Raw genomic sequence first — 17,438 nt, forward strand, 5'->3', positions numbered from 1 at the left:
CTTCCACGGACAGCCCCCGTAAGGGCGGTCCCTGTCCGCAACGCCGGTAGGTGTCAGGCTTCTGGCTCATCTCGACACCCGTACGGGGCGCGGCTTGGGCGTCCGTGCCGGCGGACACCTCGCCGACCGCAACCGTCTTCGTACGATCGTTGCCCCAGACCAACGATCAGAGTCGACGACTTCGTACCTGCTGTTCCGTCTCCTGCGCCGAGACCAGGCCACCTCATGAGCGCCTTCCCCTCAGGGCTGCTAGGGCCTGTGTGACGTTGTGATCAGCCAGTTGCCTTCAGCAGGTCGTTGATCCAGATCATTGAGGCACGGAGGTGGAGGCCGGCGAGGTAGCTCTCGGGCGACTTGTTGTATCGGGTGGCGATGCCTCGCCAGGCCTTCAGTTTGTTGATCAGGCGCTCGACGGTGTTGCGTTCCTTGTAGAGATCGACGTCGTGGCTGACGGGCCGGCCGCCTCTGGCGCCCTTCTTCTTCCGGTTGGCGGCCTGGTCCCTCTTCTCGGGAATGACCGCTTTGATGTTGCGTCTGCGCAGGTAGGCGCGGTTTTTGCGGGGACGAATAGGCCTTGTCCCCAGCGACCGCACCGGGCCTGGTGAGGGGACGGCCGACGGGCAGCCGGACCCGCACCCTTTGCAGGACGGGGATGAACTGCAGACTGTCGGCCGCCTGCCCCGCGGTCAGGACGAACACGAGCGGGCGGCATCTGCGGTCCGAGGCGAGATGGATTTTGCTGGTCAGGCCGCCCCGGGACCTGCCGAGCGGGGCCTGCTTCAGGCGGAGCCGGCGCCGGCGCGCCGCCGTTCGGCCTGTCCGTTCTGTTCCTGCGAACCGCCCCCTTTTGCCGGGCCTGCTCCTGCTCCCGCGCGGCTTCCTCCAGCACCTCCATGAGGTCATCGCTCACCCGCATCCCCGCAGCGTCGTGGTGGGCCCGCACGGTCGTGGAATCCACGCTGACCAGCGACAGATCCGTCCGGTCCACGCGGGCTGCCGCAGCGATCAGGCCTTCCAGCAGAGCGGAGAAGACACCGGCGTTGCGCCAGACCCGAAAACGCCCGTAGACGGTGGCCCAGGGCCCGAACTCGGCCGGCATCTCGCGCCACTGGCCACTGGACCGGAACCGCCAGATCACTCCCTCGAACTGCTCTCGCAGCCGCTCCGGCTAGGGGCCGTACTCACCGATCGGCAGGTACGGCTCGATGAACTTCCACTGATCGTCGGTGAGTTGCCTGCGAGTCACAGCCAATGTCCTACCGGGTCCCACCGTCCCAAGAGGGAAGACCCACCAACTGATCACAACATCACACAGGCCCTAGTCGACGTCACCCTCGCCTGGCATTTCCTCTCAAGCCGAGCCGACGAAACCGCCTGCCGTCTGGAAATTGGGCGGCGTTGTGTCCCTTTTCTCCAGGCATCGTCACGCCCGCGCGGTCGTCCGTGCAGGCATCAGCGCCCCTTTTCGGATCACACCCGTCCGCCTTGCTGCTCTCCCTCGACACTCTGCAGGACTTCTGCGACAGCTGCGGGCTCGCCATGGCGTGCGGGCGCACCATGCGCGGGCGGAGCGCAGCCTCTCAGCAGGGCTGAAGGTTCCGCGGGGATGCACGGAGTGAGCGGACTCAGAGGCAAAAAGTGAGACATCCTATGGGCTGTCAGGATCAGTGCCACGTCGCAGGCATGGCGCGGAGACGGAGGGTGGCAGCTTGAACGAGGGGTAGTTATCGCAAAAGATCCATGGCCGGTACATAATCTCTTCACGACTCAGGTGATCATAGCCATGAGTGAGAGTATTTCGGTCGATTCTGCTGCGGTATGTCTGACTATGCGTACTGGGCACAGAGGGGGAGTAGAGCGTCTATGTATGGGATGGGCTCGCAGCCGAGGTTCCTGGACCATGTGCGGGGAACGTGGGGCAGCTTCGCAACTCCCGCCGGCCGCGTCGACTACATCATGACCAAGGCGCGCCTGGGTGAGGACGCCAACGACCCGGAGCGCCGCCTCACCAAGAGCCTCGCCCCCGTACGCGAAGTGATGGAAGCTGGAGACCTTGACTTCAACCAGCTCCTCCAGCGCGACCTGGACGACCACCGTGTCGCCGTCCAGTTGATTCCTTACCTCATGACGGAGCAAGCGAATGGGCCGGCGTTCTTCCCGCCGATCGTCGCGGTCCTGCTGCCCTTCAGGAGCAAGAGGCCATCGCGGTTCGCGCCCCTTGAGGCGGATTCAAAGCTCGTCATGGATGACGATGCGCAGTGGTTGCAGCAGCGCGCGGGGGACGCTTTCCAGGTCCAGCGGCTAGCGGCGCCGGACGGCCGACCGCATCCAGGCAGCATCGGAAAGCTGTGGTGGAACAGTGCCGAGGCTCAACTGGTCGTACTCGACGGCCAGCACCGGGCGATGGCGCTGCTCGCGGTGGAGCGCACCATGACCAAAAGCTGGCAGGGTTCCAGCGGCGCGAAGTACCGCTCCTTTTATGAGCACCAAGTACAGCTCTTGCTCGATGAGCGAGGCGGCGACCTCGACCTCAGCAAGGTCGAGGTGCCCGTGACCGTGTGCTGGTTCCCCGAGCAAACAGGCGAGGACGCCAAGCCGCATGAGGCGGCCCGCAAGCTCTTCGTTGACGTCAACAAGGAGGCGCGGCCCCCGTCGGAGTCGCGCATCATCCTGCTGTCGGATGCCGAGCTGAAAAACATCCTCACCCGGCGCCTGCTGAGTGAGCTGCGGGGCAACAATCGCGGCGACCTCATGCCGCTGTACGCGGTGGAGTACGACAACCCGCAGGTCAACGCGAACCGGCCTGCGCGCTGGTCGGTCCTGACGAGCATCACCGTCCTCAAAGCCATCGTCGAACGCCTGCTCTTCGGGTCGTCCCGGCAGCTGCAGGACGTTACCTTCAAGCAAGGGCCGGGTCGGCACAATGTACGCGAGCAGGACAAGTTCCTCCGCGGTCAGCTCGACATCGCGACCCTTTTCGACGACGAGATCGACGACGGCGGCTTCCCCTACCGGCGGGACGAACTCGGCAACGTCAACTTCCCGCTGGGGCGCATCGACACCATTGCCGAACGCTTCGCAGCGACGTGGGGCCGGGCCATCTTGACGCTGCTGTCGCATACGGCTCCCTACGCCTCGCACTCCAGAGGGCTTACCGCACTGAAGGATTCCTGGCATCGGGACGACAGCAGTCTGGCCCTCGCGTACGACGCGTTGTTCAGCGGTGTCGGCGTCTTTTGGACTCTGCGGGCCAGCCACGACGACTTCCTTGAGAAGAAGGCTGAGGGTCTCAAGCCCAGTAAATCGGACGTCGTCGTGGCGTGGGAGTCGCTGGATAAGCGTGAACAGGACTTCGAACGGCTGCGAGCCAAGGAGTACCTCGACTCCACGACCCAAAACCATGTGAAGCGATCGAACGCGGCGTTCGCTGTCTTTAACACACAAGCATGCCAGATCGGGCAGATGCTTGCTCTTGGCACACTGTGGGAGCTGCGCAAGCTGCAGGGTTCGGTGGACATCGACGAGCTCCCGGCCTTCGCTGCCGCCCTCGTCGACGGCTGGAACGCGTACTTCGCTCAGGAGCACGGCAAAGGCCGCGACCGAAAGCTCGCCTTCAACAACAGCAGAAGCGACATCACCAACCCGCTTAACCAGATCAGCAACATGGACACGCCGCAAGCGGTCTACTTCCGCTACTTCTGGCTCCAGGCTCTGGCCACCCCGGCCGCCTGGGAGCACGTGAGCCGGTGGTTTGCAGACCCGCACGACTTCACGGAAACCCTGCATGCAGCACGCCAGTTCTATCTCGAGTTGTTGATCAAGCAGAATGTGAGCGCCCTGAAAGCCAGCCGTCCGGGCAGCCCCCAGAACAAGCTTGAGCGACTTGCCACGGAAATGGCCCACAAGACGTTGATGAGGGCACTTCGGGACTGGTTCTACCTGGACCAGGACCAGTACGACCAGTGGGCGGCGTCCGTGACGGTGCCAGCGCAGCGTTCACAGGACAGCGAACTGGCACCGGGAACGCTCACGGCTGCTGAGGAGTAGGCGACGCCGAGCATGCAGCCACCGTTCATCTTCCGCCGGAGGGCGGAAGATGAACGTCAGATACGCCGTGGGGTGCATCGCCAGTGGTGCGCCAGGGGAGTTGACCGGGTCGCAGCCAGCGGCCGCGGTCGGGTAAGAAGAACTAAGCGAGTGGGGCGCAGTGGTGGACAAGGTATCCGCATGGTTTGATCAATTGGATGACCTGGAGCAGGTGATCATCCGGGACCATGTCTGCGCCGAGGACCCCCGACCGCTCGACACACTAGCGTCCCAACTGCATACCTTCCGCCACGTAGTCCACAAGCGACGCAACGACCTGCCACAGTCCCTGCAGAACCTCATCGAAGACGACGCCAGCCTGCAGCGTGCCGTTGCTCGTATCGAACGCGAGATCGCGTGTCCCGTCCGTGAGGCGGATCTGATCGCCCGGCACCCGTGGCTGGCGCAAGAGGTGACCGACGGCATCACGGTCTTGGACGTCCTCAGCGGCCTCACGTGGCCGGGTTCCAAAATCGCTGAATGGGTCTTTGACGGGGACATCGAGCGTGAGGAGCGCCAAACACTGGCAGCTCTGAACATGGAAGCCGGCGAAACCATGACGCTGGAGGCAGCAGAGCGGCTCCTGCGTAACGCTGGAGTAGGAGCCGGGTACCCAGGATCCAGCCTGCGCCCATGGCTGGAACGCTGCGGACTCACGCTGTCGGATCACCAGGTCATTTACCCCGCGCATCCCGTGCTCGAGGACGAGACCGTCACGGCACCCGCCGTGACGGTCAACCAGCATGACCCCGACGCTCTGCCCGCCTCAGGCGAGACGCCCCCTGGGCCCAGCCATGATGGGGAGCCTGCAGCGCGCGAGCATGCTCAACAGGGCGCCGCAGACACGCCTGCGCGGGATGCACTGCCGACGCCCGGTGATCTCGACGAGCTGTGGATCGCGCTGGGGCGACTTCGAACACTAGCGGCGCAACAGCAAGTGACCGGAAATCTGGGAGCGCTGCTCCTCGATGCTGATCAGTTGCCGGACGAAATGAGATCCCTTGCCCTGCAGGTTCGCGAAGCTTTCGTTGCACATGATGGGGAATGGCACCTCGGGCAAGGCGAAGCCGCACGTCCCGTGCCTGACCTGAGTACCCTCACGCATTCTTCTACCCCAGCGCCGGTTGTAGCTGTTCCGGCCCCACTTCCCCGTGCGCGGCAGGAAACACAGGAGTTGACGCACCCAGCGGCACAAGAAGCATCTCCCGATCAAATACCTACATCAGGCGCCGATGGCCGAGCCGATCATTGCGCTGAGCGGGTCGACCTGGACGCCGTCGAGGCAGCACTCATCGCATGCAAGCAGCCCATGTCGACGCCAGACCTGCGTCAGGCGTGCGCCTGCACCATGGACATCACACAGCTTGAGCAAGCCCTAGCCGCCGACGCCCGTTTCCGCTCCGGCGCCCGCGCTACGTGGGCGCTCGCCGAGTGGGACGAGCAGCCAGAACTGGTCGCCGACCTGGTGGAGGCGAACGGGGAGGCGAAGCCCACTGCGGGCGCGGGCGCCTTGGAGCACCCGGCTGACGATGTCGCCGATACGCCTGCCAGCTGCTGGCTCGACGTGTTCCCTTGGCTGGCTTCCAGTCCCGACGTCCAGGCGTGGCGCGACGACGCCATCATCGATGCCGACCCTTCCCTGCGACAGCAGCACGTCGCTCAGGTCGTCAAGGAGGTGATGGCATGGCCTACCCAGTTCACGATTGGGCAAATCTTTCCCGGATTGGCGCTTGACATCGCCCTCAGCCGACTAGATCTGCCTACCCGCGCCATGACGGCGCTCGGCCGACACGGTTACTCCCAGGTCGGCGATCTGGCCAGCATCACGGTCGATGACATGCAGGCATGGAGGCAAGTGGGAGGCGGTACAGTCGTTGCGATCCTGCAGGGACTGGTAGAGGCATCGGCCCTGATCGCCACATCAGCGGAGATGGCGAGTCATTACGTCGTCCCCGATCCAACGCGGACGCAGCCTGCCCAAATCCAACAACCGCAGTGGACTTCGGACCTGGTGCAAGACGTCTCGAAGATCGCGACGTGGTACGCCACCATCGGTCTTCCCCAACAAGGTGTGCTTGGCGCACCGTTGCCCCCCGGCACTCCGGAAGACGTTCTACAGGCGCGCCAGCGACTCGAAGGACTCAAGCCTGAGGACGTTCTGACTGCGGATCAGCTCGAACTGGATGTGGCCAGACTTCTCGATCAGGCCCTACGAACACTTGACCAGCGTTCAATTAAGATTCTGGCTGCCCGATTCTTCAGGGAAGATCCTCCCACTCTGGACCAGATCGGCAAGGACTACGGCGTCACTCGAGAACGAGTGCGCCAGATCGAAGGCAAGGCACGCCGAGCGATGCTTGACCTGCTGAGCAACGGTCTGCTTGAGCAAGCTGCCGAGACAACCCGCGCTCTGATCAGCACTGTTCGACCGCTCGGTGATCTCGTCAGTCTGATTCCTGCCCTCGGCAACGTAGTCGACGCAGTGAGCCAACCTGCCTGGCGCGTCTTGAATGGCCTCGACGACGCCTACGACATCGAGGACGAGTGGTGCGTAGCACTGACCATGACGGCCGCTAAGAAGATCACTCAGACGCTCCTGCAGGAGAAGGCTGACACCTATGGCGTCGTGAGCCTCGACAGCATTGCTCTCATCGAAACGAGTCGACCAGAGCGTTTGCCAGAACTGACAGAAGCGTGGCTGACCCACTGCGGCTACATCATCGACGGCGGATGCGCCTACACCCGAACCCAGTCGGTCAACGACTACGGTGCGGCGGTGCTCTCGGTTGCCGGAGCCCCGCTCACCGCCCAGGAGATCGTAGACCGCTTCACCTTTGAGCGCAGCGTTGGATCACTACGCAACGCCATGAGCCAGGATGATCGTTTCCAGCGCGTGGACCGAGACCGATGGGCACTGTCGGAGTGGGATATGGACGCCTACGTAGGAGTCCGCTCGCTCATCCAGGAGCAAGTGGAGCGTGGCGGAGGGCGCGTCAGCCTCAGCGACCTCGTCGAGCACATCACCGGCAAGTACAGTGTCACGGCCAAAAGCGTGGTGACCTACGCCAGCGCACTTCCGTTTGAGAACCGGGACGGTGTCGTGCGCATGGCAGCCGCCGAACGGGAGATCAGGAAGTCACCCGAGCGCACCCGTCGTCTCTTTCGCCACCAGGATGCCTGGGCGTACCGGGTACGCATCACCAAAGACCACCTCCGTGGCAGCGGCTTCCCCGCACCAGTCGCGATCGCCAGCATCTGCGGGCTGCAGTTCGGCCAGACACGGCAACTGACATCCTCGCTCGGCCCGCAGTCCGTCAACTGGACTGGTAACCAGCCCGCGTTCGGATCGATCCGCCGATTCCTTACAGACCGCGATATCGCAGCCGACACCGATGCCTTCCTCATCCTTGCGGACGACGGCCACTTTGCCGTGCAAGCTGTGCGAAGACTGACGGGAGATGCCCTTGCCGACGCGCTGAGCTTGGTCGGCGTCCCCTACACGCACGACGCCGACCAGGCACGGCATGCGCTGACGAAAGCGATCGGCTTGTCATCCAGCACCCCTGCAGCGAGCGTCATTGGCGGCTACCGGGAACGTGGCGACAACGACATCGCCGACCTGTTGACCAGCGTCCGTGACGTCCTTGAAAGCAACGACCGCCCTGAGCGCACCGTATCGACCGTGGACATCGACGAAATCATGGACCTGCTATGACCGTACCTGCCCGCAGTCTCCGCTTGCTCACACTGAGCGATCGATACCGCAGCGACCAGAAAGACGTCGTCGCCAACTTCTACGTGCCGGCACTGTCAGCGGCCACGTCTTACAGCCGGGCTGTTGGCTACTTCACTTCGACCAGCCTTGCCCTCTTCGCCCGCGGCATCGAAGCGTTCGCCGAACGCGGCGGCACCATGCGGCTGGTAGCTTCCCCTCACCTCGACGAGAACGACATCATCGACATCGAGCGTGGCTATGACGTCCGCCAGGTGATGGAGAGGGCGACCATCCGTGAGCTCGACGCTGAGCAGCCCGAGGCGGTCCTGGATGGCCTGGGCATCCTCGGACGCCTGATCGCTCAGGAGCGCCTTGATATCAAGCTGGCTTTCGTCGAGCAGCAAGGCCGTATCGGCATCTACCACGAAAAGATCGGAACTTTTCGTGATGCGGTCGGTGACTTGGTCAGCTTCACCGGGAGCAGTAATGAGACGTACGGCGGCCTCATCGCGAACTTCGAGTCGATCGAGGTCTACCGGGGCTGGGTCGCCGGCGACGGTACCCGGGCGCTGCGCCTCGAGGCGGACTTCCAAGCACTGTGGTCCAACCAGACGCCGAACCTCAGCGTGGAACCATTCCCGGAGGTCGCCCGTGATCGTCTCGTCAAGCTGGCGAGCGAACGACCCAAGGCTTCCCTGCCCGGGCGCGATGACGCGCTGACGCCACCACAGGTCGTTGCGACCGAGCCCGCCAGGCTGGCTATCCCCGAATGGCTGACCGTGCGTGACTACCAGCGAAATGCGGTCGCATCGTGGCTGCGGCACCAAGGCCGCGGGATTCTCAAAATGGCAACCGGCACCGGCAAGACCAAGACTGCCATGATCGCCGCGAGCCAACTGGCCCACGCTCTGCGCCAGCGCGAAGAACCCCTGATCGTCTTGGTCCTGGCACCCCTACAGCACCTCGTCGACCAGTGGGTCACCGAGATCGAATCGTTCGGCGTTCGCCCCGTCGCGGTCTACGAGTCCAGCCAGAAGTGGTTGCACACTGTTGAGGACCAGCTCAACGAAGCCCGCTTGGGACAGCGTCCCATCGTGGCGATGGTCGCAACGAACGCCTCGTTCGCAAGTGCCAGATTCCAGTCGGTACTCACAAGAATCTCCCAGCCACTCCTCATCATCGCGGACGAAGCCCATAACCTCGGCTCGTCAACCTACCGCTCGGCGCTACCACTCAACGCGACCTACCGTCTGGCGCTGTCGGCCACGCCGGAACGCTGGTTCGACGACGAGGGCACCGACGCCTTGATCGAATACTTTGGCCCCATAGTTTTTGAACTAGGACTTGGCGAAGCCATCGAGATGGGCGCGCTCTGCCGATACCTTTACCTGCCGCGTCTCATCGAGCTAAATGACTACGAGACCCAGCTGTATGTTGATCTGACGAGCCAAATCGCCAAGCGACTTGCAGCCGGCGACAGCCTCAAGGACACGGATTCCGACTCCCCGATCGGCTTCCTCCTTCGTCAACGGGCCGGCATTCTTGGCCATGCCGAAGGCAAGCTCACGCAGTTTCGATCAGATCTCCAAGCCCGGCGTGAATCGTGGTTTCAACTGGTCTACTGCGCCCAAGGTAGACGTCCAACCGAGCCGGGTGACCCACCTGGAGCGAACCAGCTTCAAGACGTGATGAACCTGGTTGGCAACCAGTTGCACCTCTCAGCACACTCCTACATCTCGCAGACCCAGCGGACAGAGCGCAAGCATCTCCTCCGGCGCTTCGGTAGTGGAGACGATCTGCGCGTACTCGTCGCCATGCGCTGTCTTGATGAAGGAGTTGATATCCCAGACGCCCGCCTGGGCTACCTGCTGGCCAGCAGCAGCAACCCACGAGAATTCATCCAGCGCCGCGGACGCCTGCTGCGCCGAGCAGATGGCAAAGACCGGGCTGAGATTCTGGACTACCTCGCAGTTCCTCCTGAGGGAACCCCGATCAATTTCGAAGTCGAGCGAGCACTGCTCAGGCGTGAGTTTGAGCGGGCCAACGAGTTTGGCAAGCTGTCGGAAAACTACGAAAGAACGATCGAGACGTTGCGACCACTCAAAGAGCGTTACCAGCTAATGGATATGTAGGAAGAATGTGACATGGCCTATTGTCTGAGGGAGGACGCGCAGTGACCAGTGGTAGTCGCACCGAAAAGCAGGTGCTCGAGGAACTTAGCAAAGAGGAGCGAGATCTAATTACGCGCGTCCTCCAGATCGAGCGGGCGAAAATACACGTGAGCGCGTACGACGCCACGGAGGACCTGCTTGCCGCGGTGAAGGAGATTATTCCGTGAGACTGCAGTCAATTACGCTGACCAATTTCCGTCAGTTCCGGGGCGTCCAGACTTTCGATTTCAGCTCGGACTCCAGCAAGCCCGTCTCCCTCCTGTTCGGAGCAAACGGCGCTGGCAAGACGACCTTCCTCAACGCCTTCACCTGGGTGCTGTACGGCACGATGTCCGAAGACGTCGAGGAACAGGACCGCATGGTGACGGACAGCGTCTGGCGAGCCCTCCCGATCGGATCCTCGACAGAAGTCGCCATCGAGCTACGACTCGACCACGAAGGCCAAAACTACCGCGTTCTGCGCAGCGCAAGTCTGCGCAAGCAGTCCGACCTACAGCCTAAGTCCTCTCCCGAGGTCCAACTTTGGGCAACCAAATCCGACGGTTCCTCGGAGATCGTTAAAGCCCCGCAGGAAGCCATCCACAAAATTCTGCCCGAGGGCCTTAGTCGCTTCCTCTTCTTCAACGGTGAGCGCATCGAGAAGCTCGTCAAGAAGGGCGCCTACGCCGAGGTCAAGCAGGACATCAAGGTACTGCTCGAAATGGAACATGTCGAGCGGGCAATTGCCCATCTGCCCAAGGTAGACCGACGTCTGACCCAGGAACTCAAGAAGTACGGCGGCGACAAAGCAAGCGAGATCCAGACCGAAATCGATGACCTTCGCGAGCGTGAAACGAACGCTCATAGTGAACTGGATGGCCTCGAAGCGGACTTGGCAACTTTGACCGAAGAACGCGAAAGAGTCACCGATCTACTACGCCAGCATGCAGTTGCAGCCCCCATCCAAGCACAGCGCGACGCCGTCACCAATGAACTCAAGGACGCACGAAATGCTCGTGCCGCGGCAGTGGCCGAACGGGCTAACCTGATCGCGACACGCGGCTTCCTCGCCTTCACGGAAACGCTTGCAGACAAGACTCTGGAGACGGCCAACAGCCTCTACCAAAAGGGAGCTCTGCCGGCACCGCTCAAGCGGGAGTTCGTCGACCAGCTCCTGGAACAGGGCGCGTGCATCTGCGGGACGCCGCTTATCGAGCACACCGGTGCGTGGGAGCACGTCAAAGAATGGCGGCAGCGGGCCGGACTGCAAGCCGTCGAGACAGTCTGGCAACAACTCAGCGGCCAAATCGCCCCCCTTTCCTCCAAGCGAGCTGAACTGCGCGAAGATTTCGAACAGATCACGAAGCGTATCAGTGATGCCCGCGATCGGGTCGATACCCTCGAGGCAAGCAAGTCAGAGCTCGATGGCAAGCTGCTCGACGACCGCCTAGAGGACGCCCCAGAGCTCGAAACAAGGCGAATGGACCTCGAGAGCCGAATCGGTGTCAAACAGCAGCGGATCGGCTCGATCACGAGTGAGCTTGAGCGCATCAAGAACGACATTGACAAGAAGACGAGAGAACGCAGCCGCGCCGAGGTCACCGACGAACTCGCATCTAAAGCCCGAACGCGCTCCGACCTTGTTCAGTCGGTGCGACGCGCGCTCATCGAGATTCTGGCGATCCGCGAAAATAACATGCGCGTGCGCCTGGATGCCGAGCTAAAAAAGGTATTCCGGAGCATCACACATCAAAACCACATCCCCACCCTCAATGAAGGCTTCGAGTTGACGCTCCACAAGGATGTGGACGGTGTACAGCTCCCAGTGCCGAAGTCGACCGGCGAGAACCAAATCCTCAGCCTCAGCTTCGTATCAGCCGTCTCTAAAATCGCCCGCGAAAACCGCAAGGAACGCCGAGCAGAAGGCCAGCCCCCTAAAGACGCCGGTGTGTATCCCATTGTGATGGACGCCGCGTTCGGCTCGCTCGATGAGGACTATCAGCAGGCGGTATCGCGGGCACTCGCTGAGATGGCGCCGCAGCTCGTAGTCCTCGTGAGTAAGAGCCAGGGACTCGGCAAGGTCGTGACCGAACTGATGCCCCACGTTAGTCATCTCGGCGTCATCCAAACCCACACCACGGCGCCGGAGAACGGCACCGACCACATTGAGCTGGAAGGGGTGTCCCACCCCTACATCGTGGCGGCTGAGACCGATCATTCAGAACTGAAGGTGATCAAGTGACCACACCGTTTATCGACGTCCGCGCCCGCCGTCCGCAGCAGCACGAAGCCCTCATGATCGAGTTGCAGGAAGAGGCAGGATTTGCCTACTACCGCGACATCCTGCTCTTCGCTGCAGCGCTGGGGTTTCGCCACAACCGCCATGCTCCCGTCACGGCAACTCACGGTGACCCCATCCGCTACGAAACGCTGACCTCCCCTGCCTTCAGCGAAGCTTTGATCAACATGATCGCCGCTAATGTGATCACCGACGATCCGGAAATCATGGACGCGGCACGTATCGAACAGCGGATCAACATTTTCGAGACATACGCCAACGGCGGTCTGGAATTCATCCAAGAGCAGGTCAACATCCGAAGTCAGCCAGCCGCACGCGTGGTCATCGACCTCGTAGCCGAGGCTTTCAGTGAAAGCAGCGGGGCCAAGCCAGCGTCGATCGAAGAATTGCTAAACGGATGGGCAGGAGGCTCGGCATGATGCGATAAACCCAGCAGCACCACGCGAAACACTCGTCGCCTGCGGATGCGGTGGGGCCGCCCCGGGGCTCGACCTGTCCGGGGTTCCGGGATTCGGGGCGGGGACTGCCCCGTCCTGCCGGAGCTGGTCACGACCCCAGGTGCCCAGTCGGTGTCGCCCTGGTGAGAGGGCACGCCGAGGAGAGGCGGCCGGACACGTCCGGTTCGCAGCCGTGATGTGTGTGCTCGGCCTAGCACGGTTGATCGCAAAAGCTTCGGTGGCGAGGCCCCCACTCATCCACCCGTGACGGGAGTGGATGAGCGGGGCCAGTCAGCGGGGGCCGGTCACCAGTGAAGGCTCTGCCTGTTTGGTGTGACGGTGAGGGTGAATTCCTGCAGTGCGGGGGTGCCGTCGGTGTGCCAGCGGGTGAGGTGTTCTTCGATGGTGTCCCAGAGGTTTTCGGGGCCGTTCTGGCGGACGGTCCATCTTTCGGCGTGGTTGTTGTGGAGGGCGGCCCAGGAGCCCGTGGTGATGTCGATGAGTACGTCCTCGGTGCGGCCGTCGTGTTCCAGGGTGAGCCGTTGGGCGTGGGGTGCGGCGTTCTGCACGACGAACCGGGTGGTCCAGTCGGACAGTACGTCGGGGCCGAAGACGGCCTGGCGTTCCTTGCCGGCGCTCAGGTCGGGCAGGAGTCCGAGCGGCGGGGCCTGGTGTGGGCGGGCGAGCATGAAGCTGACCTGCCCGCTGAGCAGGGGGCCGGATGCGGTGTTGTCGTCGTGGACGGTCAGGCGTGCCAGTTCGGATGCTCCCAGCCAGCCGCCGATGGTGGTCAGGATCAGGCCGCCGGGCTTGGTCTGCTCGATCCATGCGGCCGGTACCGTGTGGACGGCGCAGGTGGCGATGATCCGGTCGTAGGGGGCCGCACCGGCACAGCCCAGCAGTCCGTCGCCGATGACGAGACGGGGGAACATGCCCTGGCGGGCCAGTGCGGCACGGGCGCGGGCGGCGACGTCCTCGTCGTACTCGACGGAGGTGACGTGGCTTTCCCCCAGGCGGGTGCAGAGCAGGGCGGTGGAGTAGCCGGTGCCAGTGCCGATCTCCAGCACCTGCGCGCCGGCCTCGACGTGGAGGTCCTCCAGCATCCGCAGCACGAGGGAGGGAAGGGTGCTGGAACTGGTCGGCTCTCGCATGATCCGGCCCTGGATGTCGGCCGGGACGATGCTGCCGGCGATCTGGGTGATCAGCGACTGGTCCTGGCAGCAGCCGGTAAGCCAGTCGGGGTCGTTGTCCAGGACGGGTTCCCACGCGGCGGGCACCGCACCGTGTACCGAGCGGAAATACCCGTCCCGGAGGAACTCGTGCCGGGGGATTGTGGCGGCGGCGTCCTTCCACGGTTTGGTGCGCAGGCTGCCGCCGGCGGTCAGGGTGTCGAGGAGTTGCTGGTGGAGCTGTGCCTGCTCGTTCACGTCGTCCTTTCCAGGAGGTCGGCCAGGGCTGCGTACATCGGCAGGCCGGTTTCGGGTTCCAGCCAGTACCACTGGCCGGACGGGTTGCATTCCAAAAACCACCATTGACTGTCGGCGTCGACGGCGAAGTCGAAAGCCCCGAAGACGAGACCGAAGCGGGCCAGGTAGCGGTGGAGCGCTTGCTCGATCCGCGGTGGCGGGGTGATGGGGGGTGTAGCGCAGCCGGCTGTAGTCGGTGCGCTAGTTCAGGAGACCGGAGTCGATACGGACACAGAACGTGTGGGCGCCGATGACCGTCACCCGGACCCGAAGCGGCCCCGGGGTCCTAATGCCAGGTCACCGCGACGACACCGTGCCGCTTGGGCACCATGCCCCGGGGCAGGGCACCCTGAGCGGGACCGGGCAGGTAGCGGATCTCGGCCGCGCCCCGCCGCCGGTGATGATGCGCCCAGGTCTGCAGCAGCTCCACGTACTGGCGGGCGAGGGCCTCGGCCTGCGGGCCGTGAGCGACCACGCCGCTTTCGAAGCCACCGGTGTCATCGTTCTCGCGGCGGGTGCGGTAGGCGATGCTGTCCTCGCTGACCAGCGCCGGCACACCCAGCAGGGTGGATGCCTCCACGAGGCCGCTGTCGACGATGTTCCTGGACGCATGCAGCCGGGCCGTGCTCGGCAGGTTCAGCGTCAGATACAGCTCCAGCTCGTCGGGCAGGTCGTAGGCCGCCTGCGACCAGCGCAGCAGCCGGGGCGTGTCCAGCGCGCGGTTGAGCGCCGGTGCGTTCAGGCGCACCCGGTCGTCGTCGCTCTGCACCACGACGCCGTCCCGGAGCAGCACGGTGCGTTCCTCCTTCGCGGCACCTTGGCCCTGCATGGGCACGAAGCGCGCCAGCCGGTAGGAACGGCCGAGGAGGCTTTCGCCGTCGCGGTCGAACGCGATGGAGCGGGTGGTGCCCCGGACGGTCAGCGGCACGACGAGCCGGCCCTCGCCGGCGAGCCCGCTGATCCATGCTGGGGCGATGTCCCAGGCGGCCGCGGTGACGATGATCCGGTCGTAGGGCGCGCCGTCGGCTGCACCGCTCTCGCCGTCGGCGAGGACCGTCTTCACCTGGCCGTATCCGGCGTCGTCCAGGCACCGACGGGCGCGGTCGATGACGTCACGGTCGATATCGACGGTGGTGACCTCGCCGGCGCCGCCCACGAGTTCCTGGATGAGCGCGGCGTTGTAGCCGCCGGAACCGATCTCCAGAACGTTCATCCCGGGCCTGATGCCGGCCTGTTCCAGCATCACGCCCTGCAGATGCGCGGCGGACATGACACTGGTGTCCAGGCCATGCGCGTCCTTCTTGACCGGCACCGTGCTGTGGAGGTCGTAGACGAGGTCCAGGGGTGCTTCGGGTGCGAACCGGTGCCGGGGCACTGCGGCGAAAGCGGCGGTGACGGACTCGGACGTGATCGCGTCCTGGTCGAGGAGCGCGCGGACCATGTCCGCGCGCAATCGGTCAGCGTTGCGAACGGCCGAGTCATCGGGGGCAGTCATTCGGTTGCCTCACTTCTCTTGGAGGTGGTGCTTCTCGGTGATCCGGCTCAGACGGGGTGGCTGGCGGGACCATCGTCGGGCATGCCTGCTCGGCGCGACCATCGCGCCGCTGCAGGGAGGTCCGCGGCCGCCGGGTGCGCTGCGGTGACCGCTTTCAAGGGCCATGGAGGGAGAACGACACAGACGGTGCTGCCGGAACCGGCGCAGGGGGCCATCAGGCGGCCTGGTGATGGAGTACACCGGAAGCTGCTCCCTGCGAGTCGAGTGGACCAGCGCACCGAGGATGCACGCGGCACGCGTCGGCGGTGGCTGTGTTACTTCGGAGGCAGGTCGTCGAGGTTGATGATGGTGTAGGCGCGCAGGCGGCGGATGAGCTGGGAGGCGAGGTACCAGCGCAGGCCGGGGTGTCCGTACGGCAGTGCCTCCTGGCCGTCGGCAGGTAAGGCGCGCATGCCGCCGTCGGTGTACTGGTAGGGCGTGCCGATCACTCCGTAGAGCGGGGCGCTCTGGGCGAGGAACACGGTGGGCCTGCCCTGAAGGTGAGGGCACTGCTCGGCTGCGGTCCGGGCGTGCTGGACGCACACCGGCGGCTGTGCGGTGCGTACGACCGCGTCGCCAGGGTGCATCTCGTGCGGCCCCGCGAGGAAGAGGTAGCCGTGGTCGGTGCGGGCGGGCTGGGCGCAGACCTGGCAGCGCAGCTGCTCCATGCACTCTCGTTGCCGTGAGGGGTGGACCATCCGCCACCGCGGCCGCCCGGTGGGCAGGTTGTCGGCGCCGATGTTCTGGGAGCAGCGTCCCCACAGCACGCCGCGCAGGTCCCGGTCCCCGCTCTGCTCGTTCCAGTAGGCGAGGTGCAGGCGTCCGTCGGGGCCTTGGACGCCGCCCAGGGAGGCGAGCAGGTCGGGGTGTTCGCCTTCACGGCCGGTGATGTAGGGCACCAGCCGGGTAGTGCTCGGGTCGGCGGGACGGGCAGGCATGCGAACGATTCCCCTTCGGTGGGATGACGGAACTGGAGCAGGCCGGGCGGCCCAGGCCGGGAACAGCGGCACGTTGCCGATGCTGCGCCCGGCGCCGGTGCGCTGTGGGTGCTGCGCCTGGTGCGGTTGTGGTGGGTTGGGGCCCCGCCCCGAGGCTCGACCTGTCCAGGGTTGGGGCTCGGGGCGGGTGCTCAAGCCCCGTCCCGCCGGGGTCCTTCCTGACCGTCCGGCGGGACGGGAGATACGGGCGCGACCCTGACCCTGCGGTCGCCGTGGGGCCCCGGCGTGGTCCGGGGCAGGGGGAGAGCGTGGTGGCGGGTTCAGCGGTGGCGGCGGACGGTGTTCGCGCAGCGGGCGTGGATGTGGCCGGCGCGTGCTGCGCCGCCGCTGGGGCTGACGTGGTCGTAGGGGATGGTCTGGTCGTCGTGGTGGAGGGGCTGGTCGCAGGCCAGGCACATCGCCACCCCCGCCAGCGCTTCGTGGTGGTCGCACAGCGCGGCCAGGGCCCGGGCGAGACGGCGCGCATGGACGAGCAGGTCGTGCCGTCCGGGTCCAGGCTGGGCACGGAGCCGGTTATGGGCCTTGGTGGTACAGGCGAGGGCGATGTAGCGGGGCACGTCGTCGGCGGGCCGCAGGGTGGCCGCTTGTTCGACCTGTGTGATGAGCAGGCGGGTCTGCGTGCGCAGGAAGTCGGTGAGTGCTGTGAGTTCGCCGTCGGTGAGGGGGAGGGTTTGGTGGTGGGGGAGGAGCAGGCCGATGTTCCGGCGGATCGCGGGGAGGTCTGCGTGGTGGGTGGCGGTTTTGACGTTCACT

At 64.5% G+C, this 17,438-nt stretch carries 10 protein-coding genes and 2 pseudogenes; 6 read left to right on the plus strand and 6 right to left on the minus strand.

Annotation, left to right across the window (positions count from 1 at the left end):
• Positions 1-272: 272 nt before the first annotated feature.
• Positions 273-1,246 (minus strand): annotated as a pseudogene (locus tag FNH09_RS49840) (IS5 family transposase).
• Between the two features lie 626 nt (positions 1,247-1,872).
• Here FNH09_RS49840 and FNH09_RS19765 point away from each other — a divergent pair.
• The 6 genes from FNH09_RS19765 (at position 1,873) to FNH09_RS19785 (ending at position 12,669) form a co-directional block, all read left to right on the plus strand.
• On the plus strand, positions 1,873-4,047 hold the full coding sequence (locus FNH09_RS19765) for a ParB N-terminal domain-containing protein (RefSeq protein WP_238426821.1): 2,175 nt from the start codon (positions 1,873-1,875) through the stop codon (positions 4,045-4,047).
• A gap of 163 nt (positions 4,048-4,210) precedes the next feature.
• Positions 4,211-7,801 (plus strand): sigma factor-like helix-turn-helix DNA-binding protein, encoded by a 3,591-nt coding sequence (locus FNH09_RS49845; protein WP_152889816.1) that lies wholly within the window; start codon positions 4,211-4,213, stop codon positions 7,799-7,801.
• Positions 7,798-9,933: a DEAD/DEAH box helicase family protein gene (locus FNH09_RS19775; RefSeq protein ID WP_152889819.1), complete on the plus strand. Its 2,136-nt coding sequence runs from the start codon at positions 7,798-7,800 to the stop codon at positions 9,931-9,933. The genes FNH09_RS49845 and FNH09_RS19775 overlap by 4 nt, the downstream gene beginning before the upstream one ends.
• Positions 9,934-9,974: 41 nt before the next feature.
• On the plus strand, positions 9,975-10,139 hold the full coding sequence (locus FNH09_RS46730; RefSeq protein WP_156110825.1) for a hypothetical protein: 165 nt from the start codon (positions 9,975-9,977) through the stop codon (positions 10,137-10,139).
• Positions 10,136-12,193, plus strand: coding sequence for an AAA family ATPase (locus tag FNH09_RS19780; protein ID WP_152889821.1), 2,058 nt, complete (start codon positions 10,136-10,138; stop codon positions 12,191-12,193). The genes FNH09_RS46730 and FNH09_RS19780 overlap by 4 nt, the downstream gene beginning before the upstream one ends.
• Positions 12,190-12,669, plus strand: coding sequence for a hypothetical protein (locus FNH09_RS19785; RefSeq protein WP_152889823.1), 480 nt, complete (start codon positions 12,190-12,192; stop codon positions 12,667-12,669). The genes FNH09_RS19780 and FNH09_RS19785 overlap by 4 nt, the downstream gene beginning before the upstream one ends.
• 323 nt (positions 12,670-12,992) lie before the next feature.
• On the opposite strand, the gene tgmC is transcribed toward FNH09_RS19785, so the two are convergent.
• The 5 genes and pseudogenes from tgmC to FNH09_RS47100 all read right to left on the minus strand — a co-directional run.
• A complete protein-coding gene (tgmC, locus tag FNH09_RS19790) occupies positions 12,993-14,114 on the minus strand; it encodes an ATP-grasp peptide maturase system methyltransferase (RefSeq protein WP_338017619.1) in 1,122 nt (373 codons plus the stop codon).
• Positions 14,111-14,420, minus strand: a pseudogene (locus tag FNH09_RS48655) (ATP-grasp ribosomal peptide maturase); the annotation flags it as partial. The pseudogene FNH09_RS48655 and the gene tgmC, both read right to left, overlap by 4 nt.
• Positions 14,421-14,439: 19 nt before the next feature.
• Positions 14,440-15,606, minus strand: a complete 1,167-nt coding sequence (fxlM, locus tag FNH09_RS19800) for a methyltransferase, FxLD system (RefSeq protein WP_238426823.1) — start codon at positions 15,604-15,606, stop codon at positions 14,440-14,442.
• Positions 15,607-15,962: 356 nt separating this feature from the next.
• Positions 15,963-16,625 carry a hypothetical protein gene (locus FNH09_RS19805; RefSeq protein ID WP_238426826.1) on the minus strand — a complete coding sequence of 221 codons (663 nt, stop codon included), beginning with the start codon at positions 16,623-16,625 and terminating at the stop codon, positions 15,963-15,965.
• Positions 16,626-16,945: 320 nt separating this feature from the next.
• A partial coding sequence (locus FNH09_RS47100) for a DUF6415 family natural product biosynthesis protein (protein WP_162468829.1) occupies positions 16,946-17,438 on the minus strand: 493 nt, incomplete at its 5' end.

Origin of the sequence: Streptomyces adustus (genome assembly GCF_009377175.1) — a bacterium.
Classification (GTDB): domain Bacteria; phylum Actinomycetota; class Actinomycetes; order Streptomycetales; family Streptomycetaceae; genus Streptomyces; species Streptomyces adustus.

What these genes read in the sequence shown, in the direction of transcription:
- FNH09_RS19765 (WP_238426821.1), top strand. Translation starts at nt 1,873, where the DNA reads ATGGGCTCGCAGCCGAGGTTCCTGGACCATGTGCGGGGAACGTGGGGC.
- FNH09_RS19775 (WP_152889819.1), top strand. Translation starts at nt 7,798, where the DNA reads ATGACCGTACCTGCCCGCAGTCTCCGCTTGCTCACACTGAGCGATCGA.
- FNH09_RS19805 (WP_238426826.1), bottom strand. Translation starts at nt 16,625, where the DNA reads ATGCCTGCCCGTCCCGCCGACCCGAGCACTACCCGGCTGGTGCCCTAC.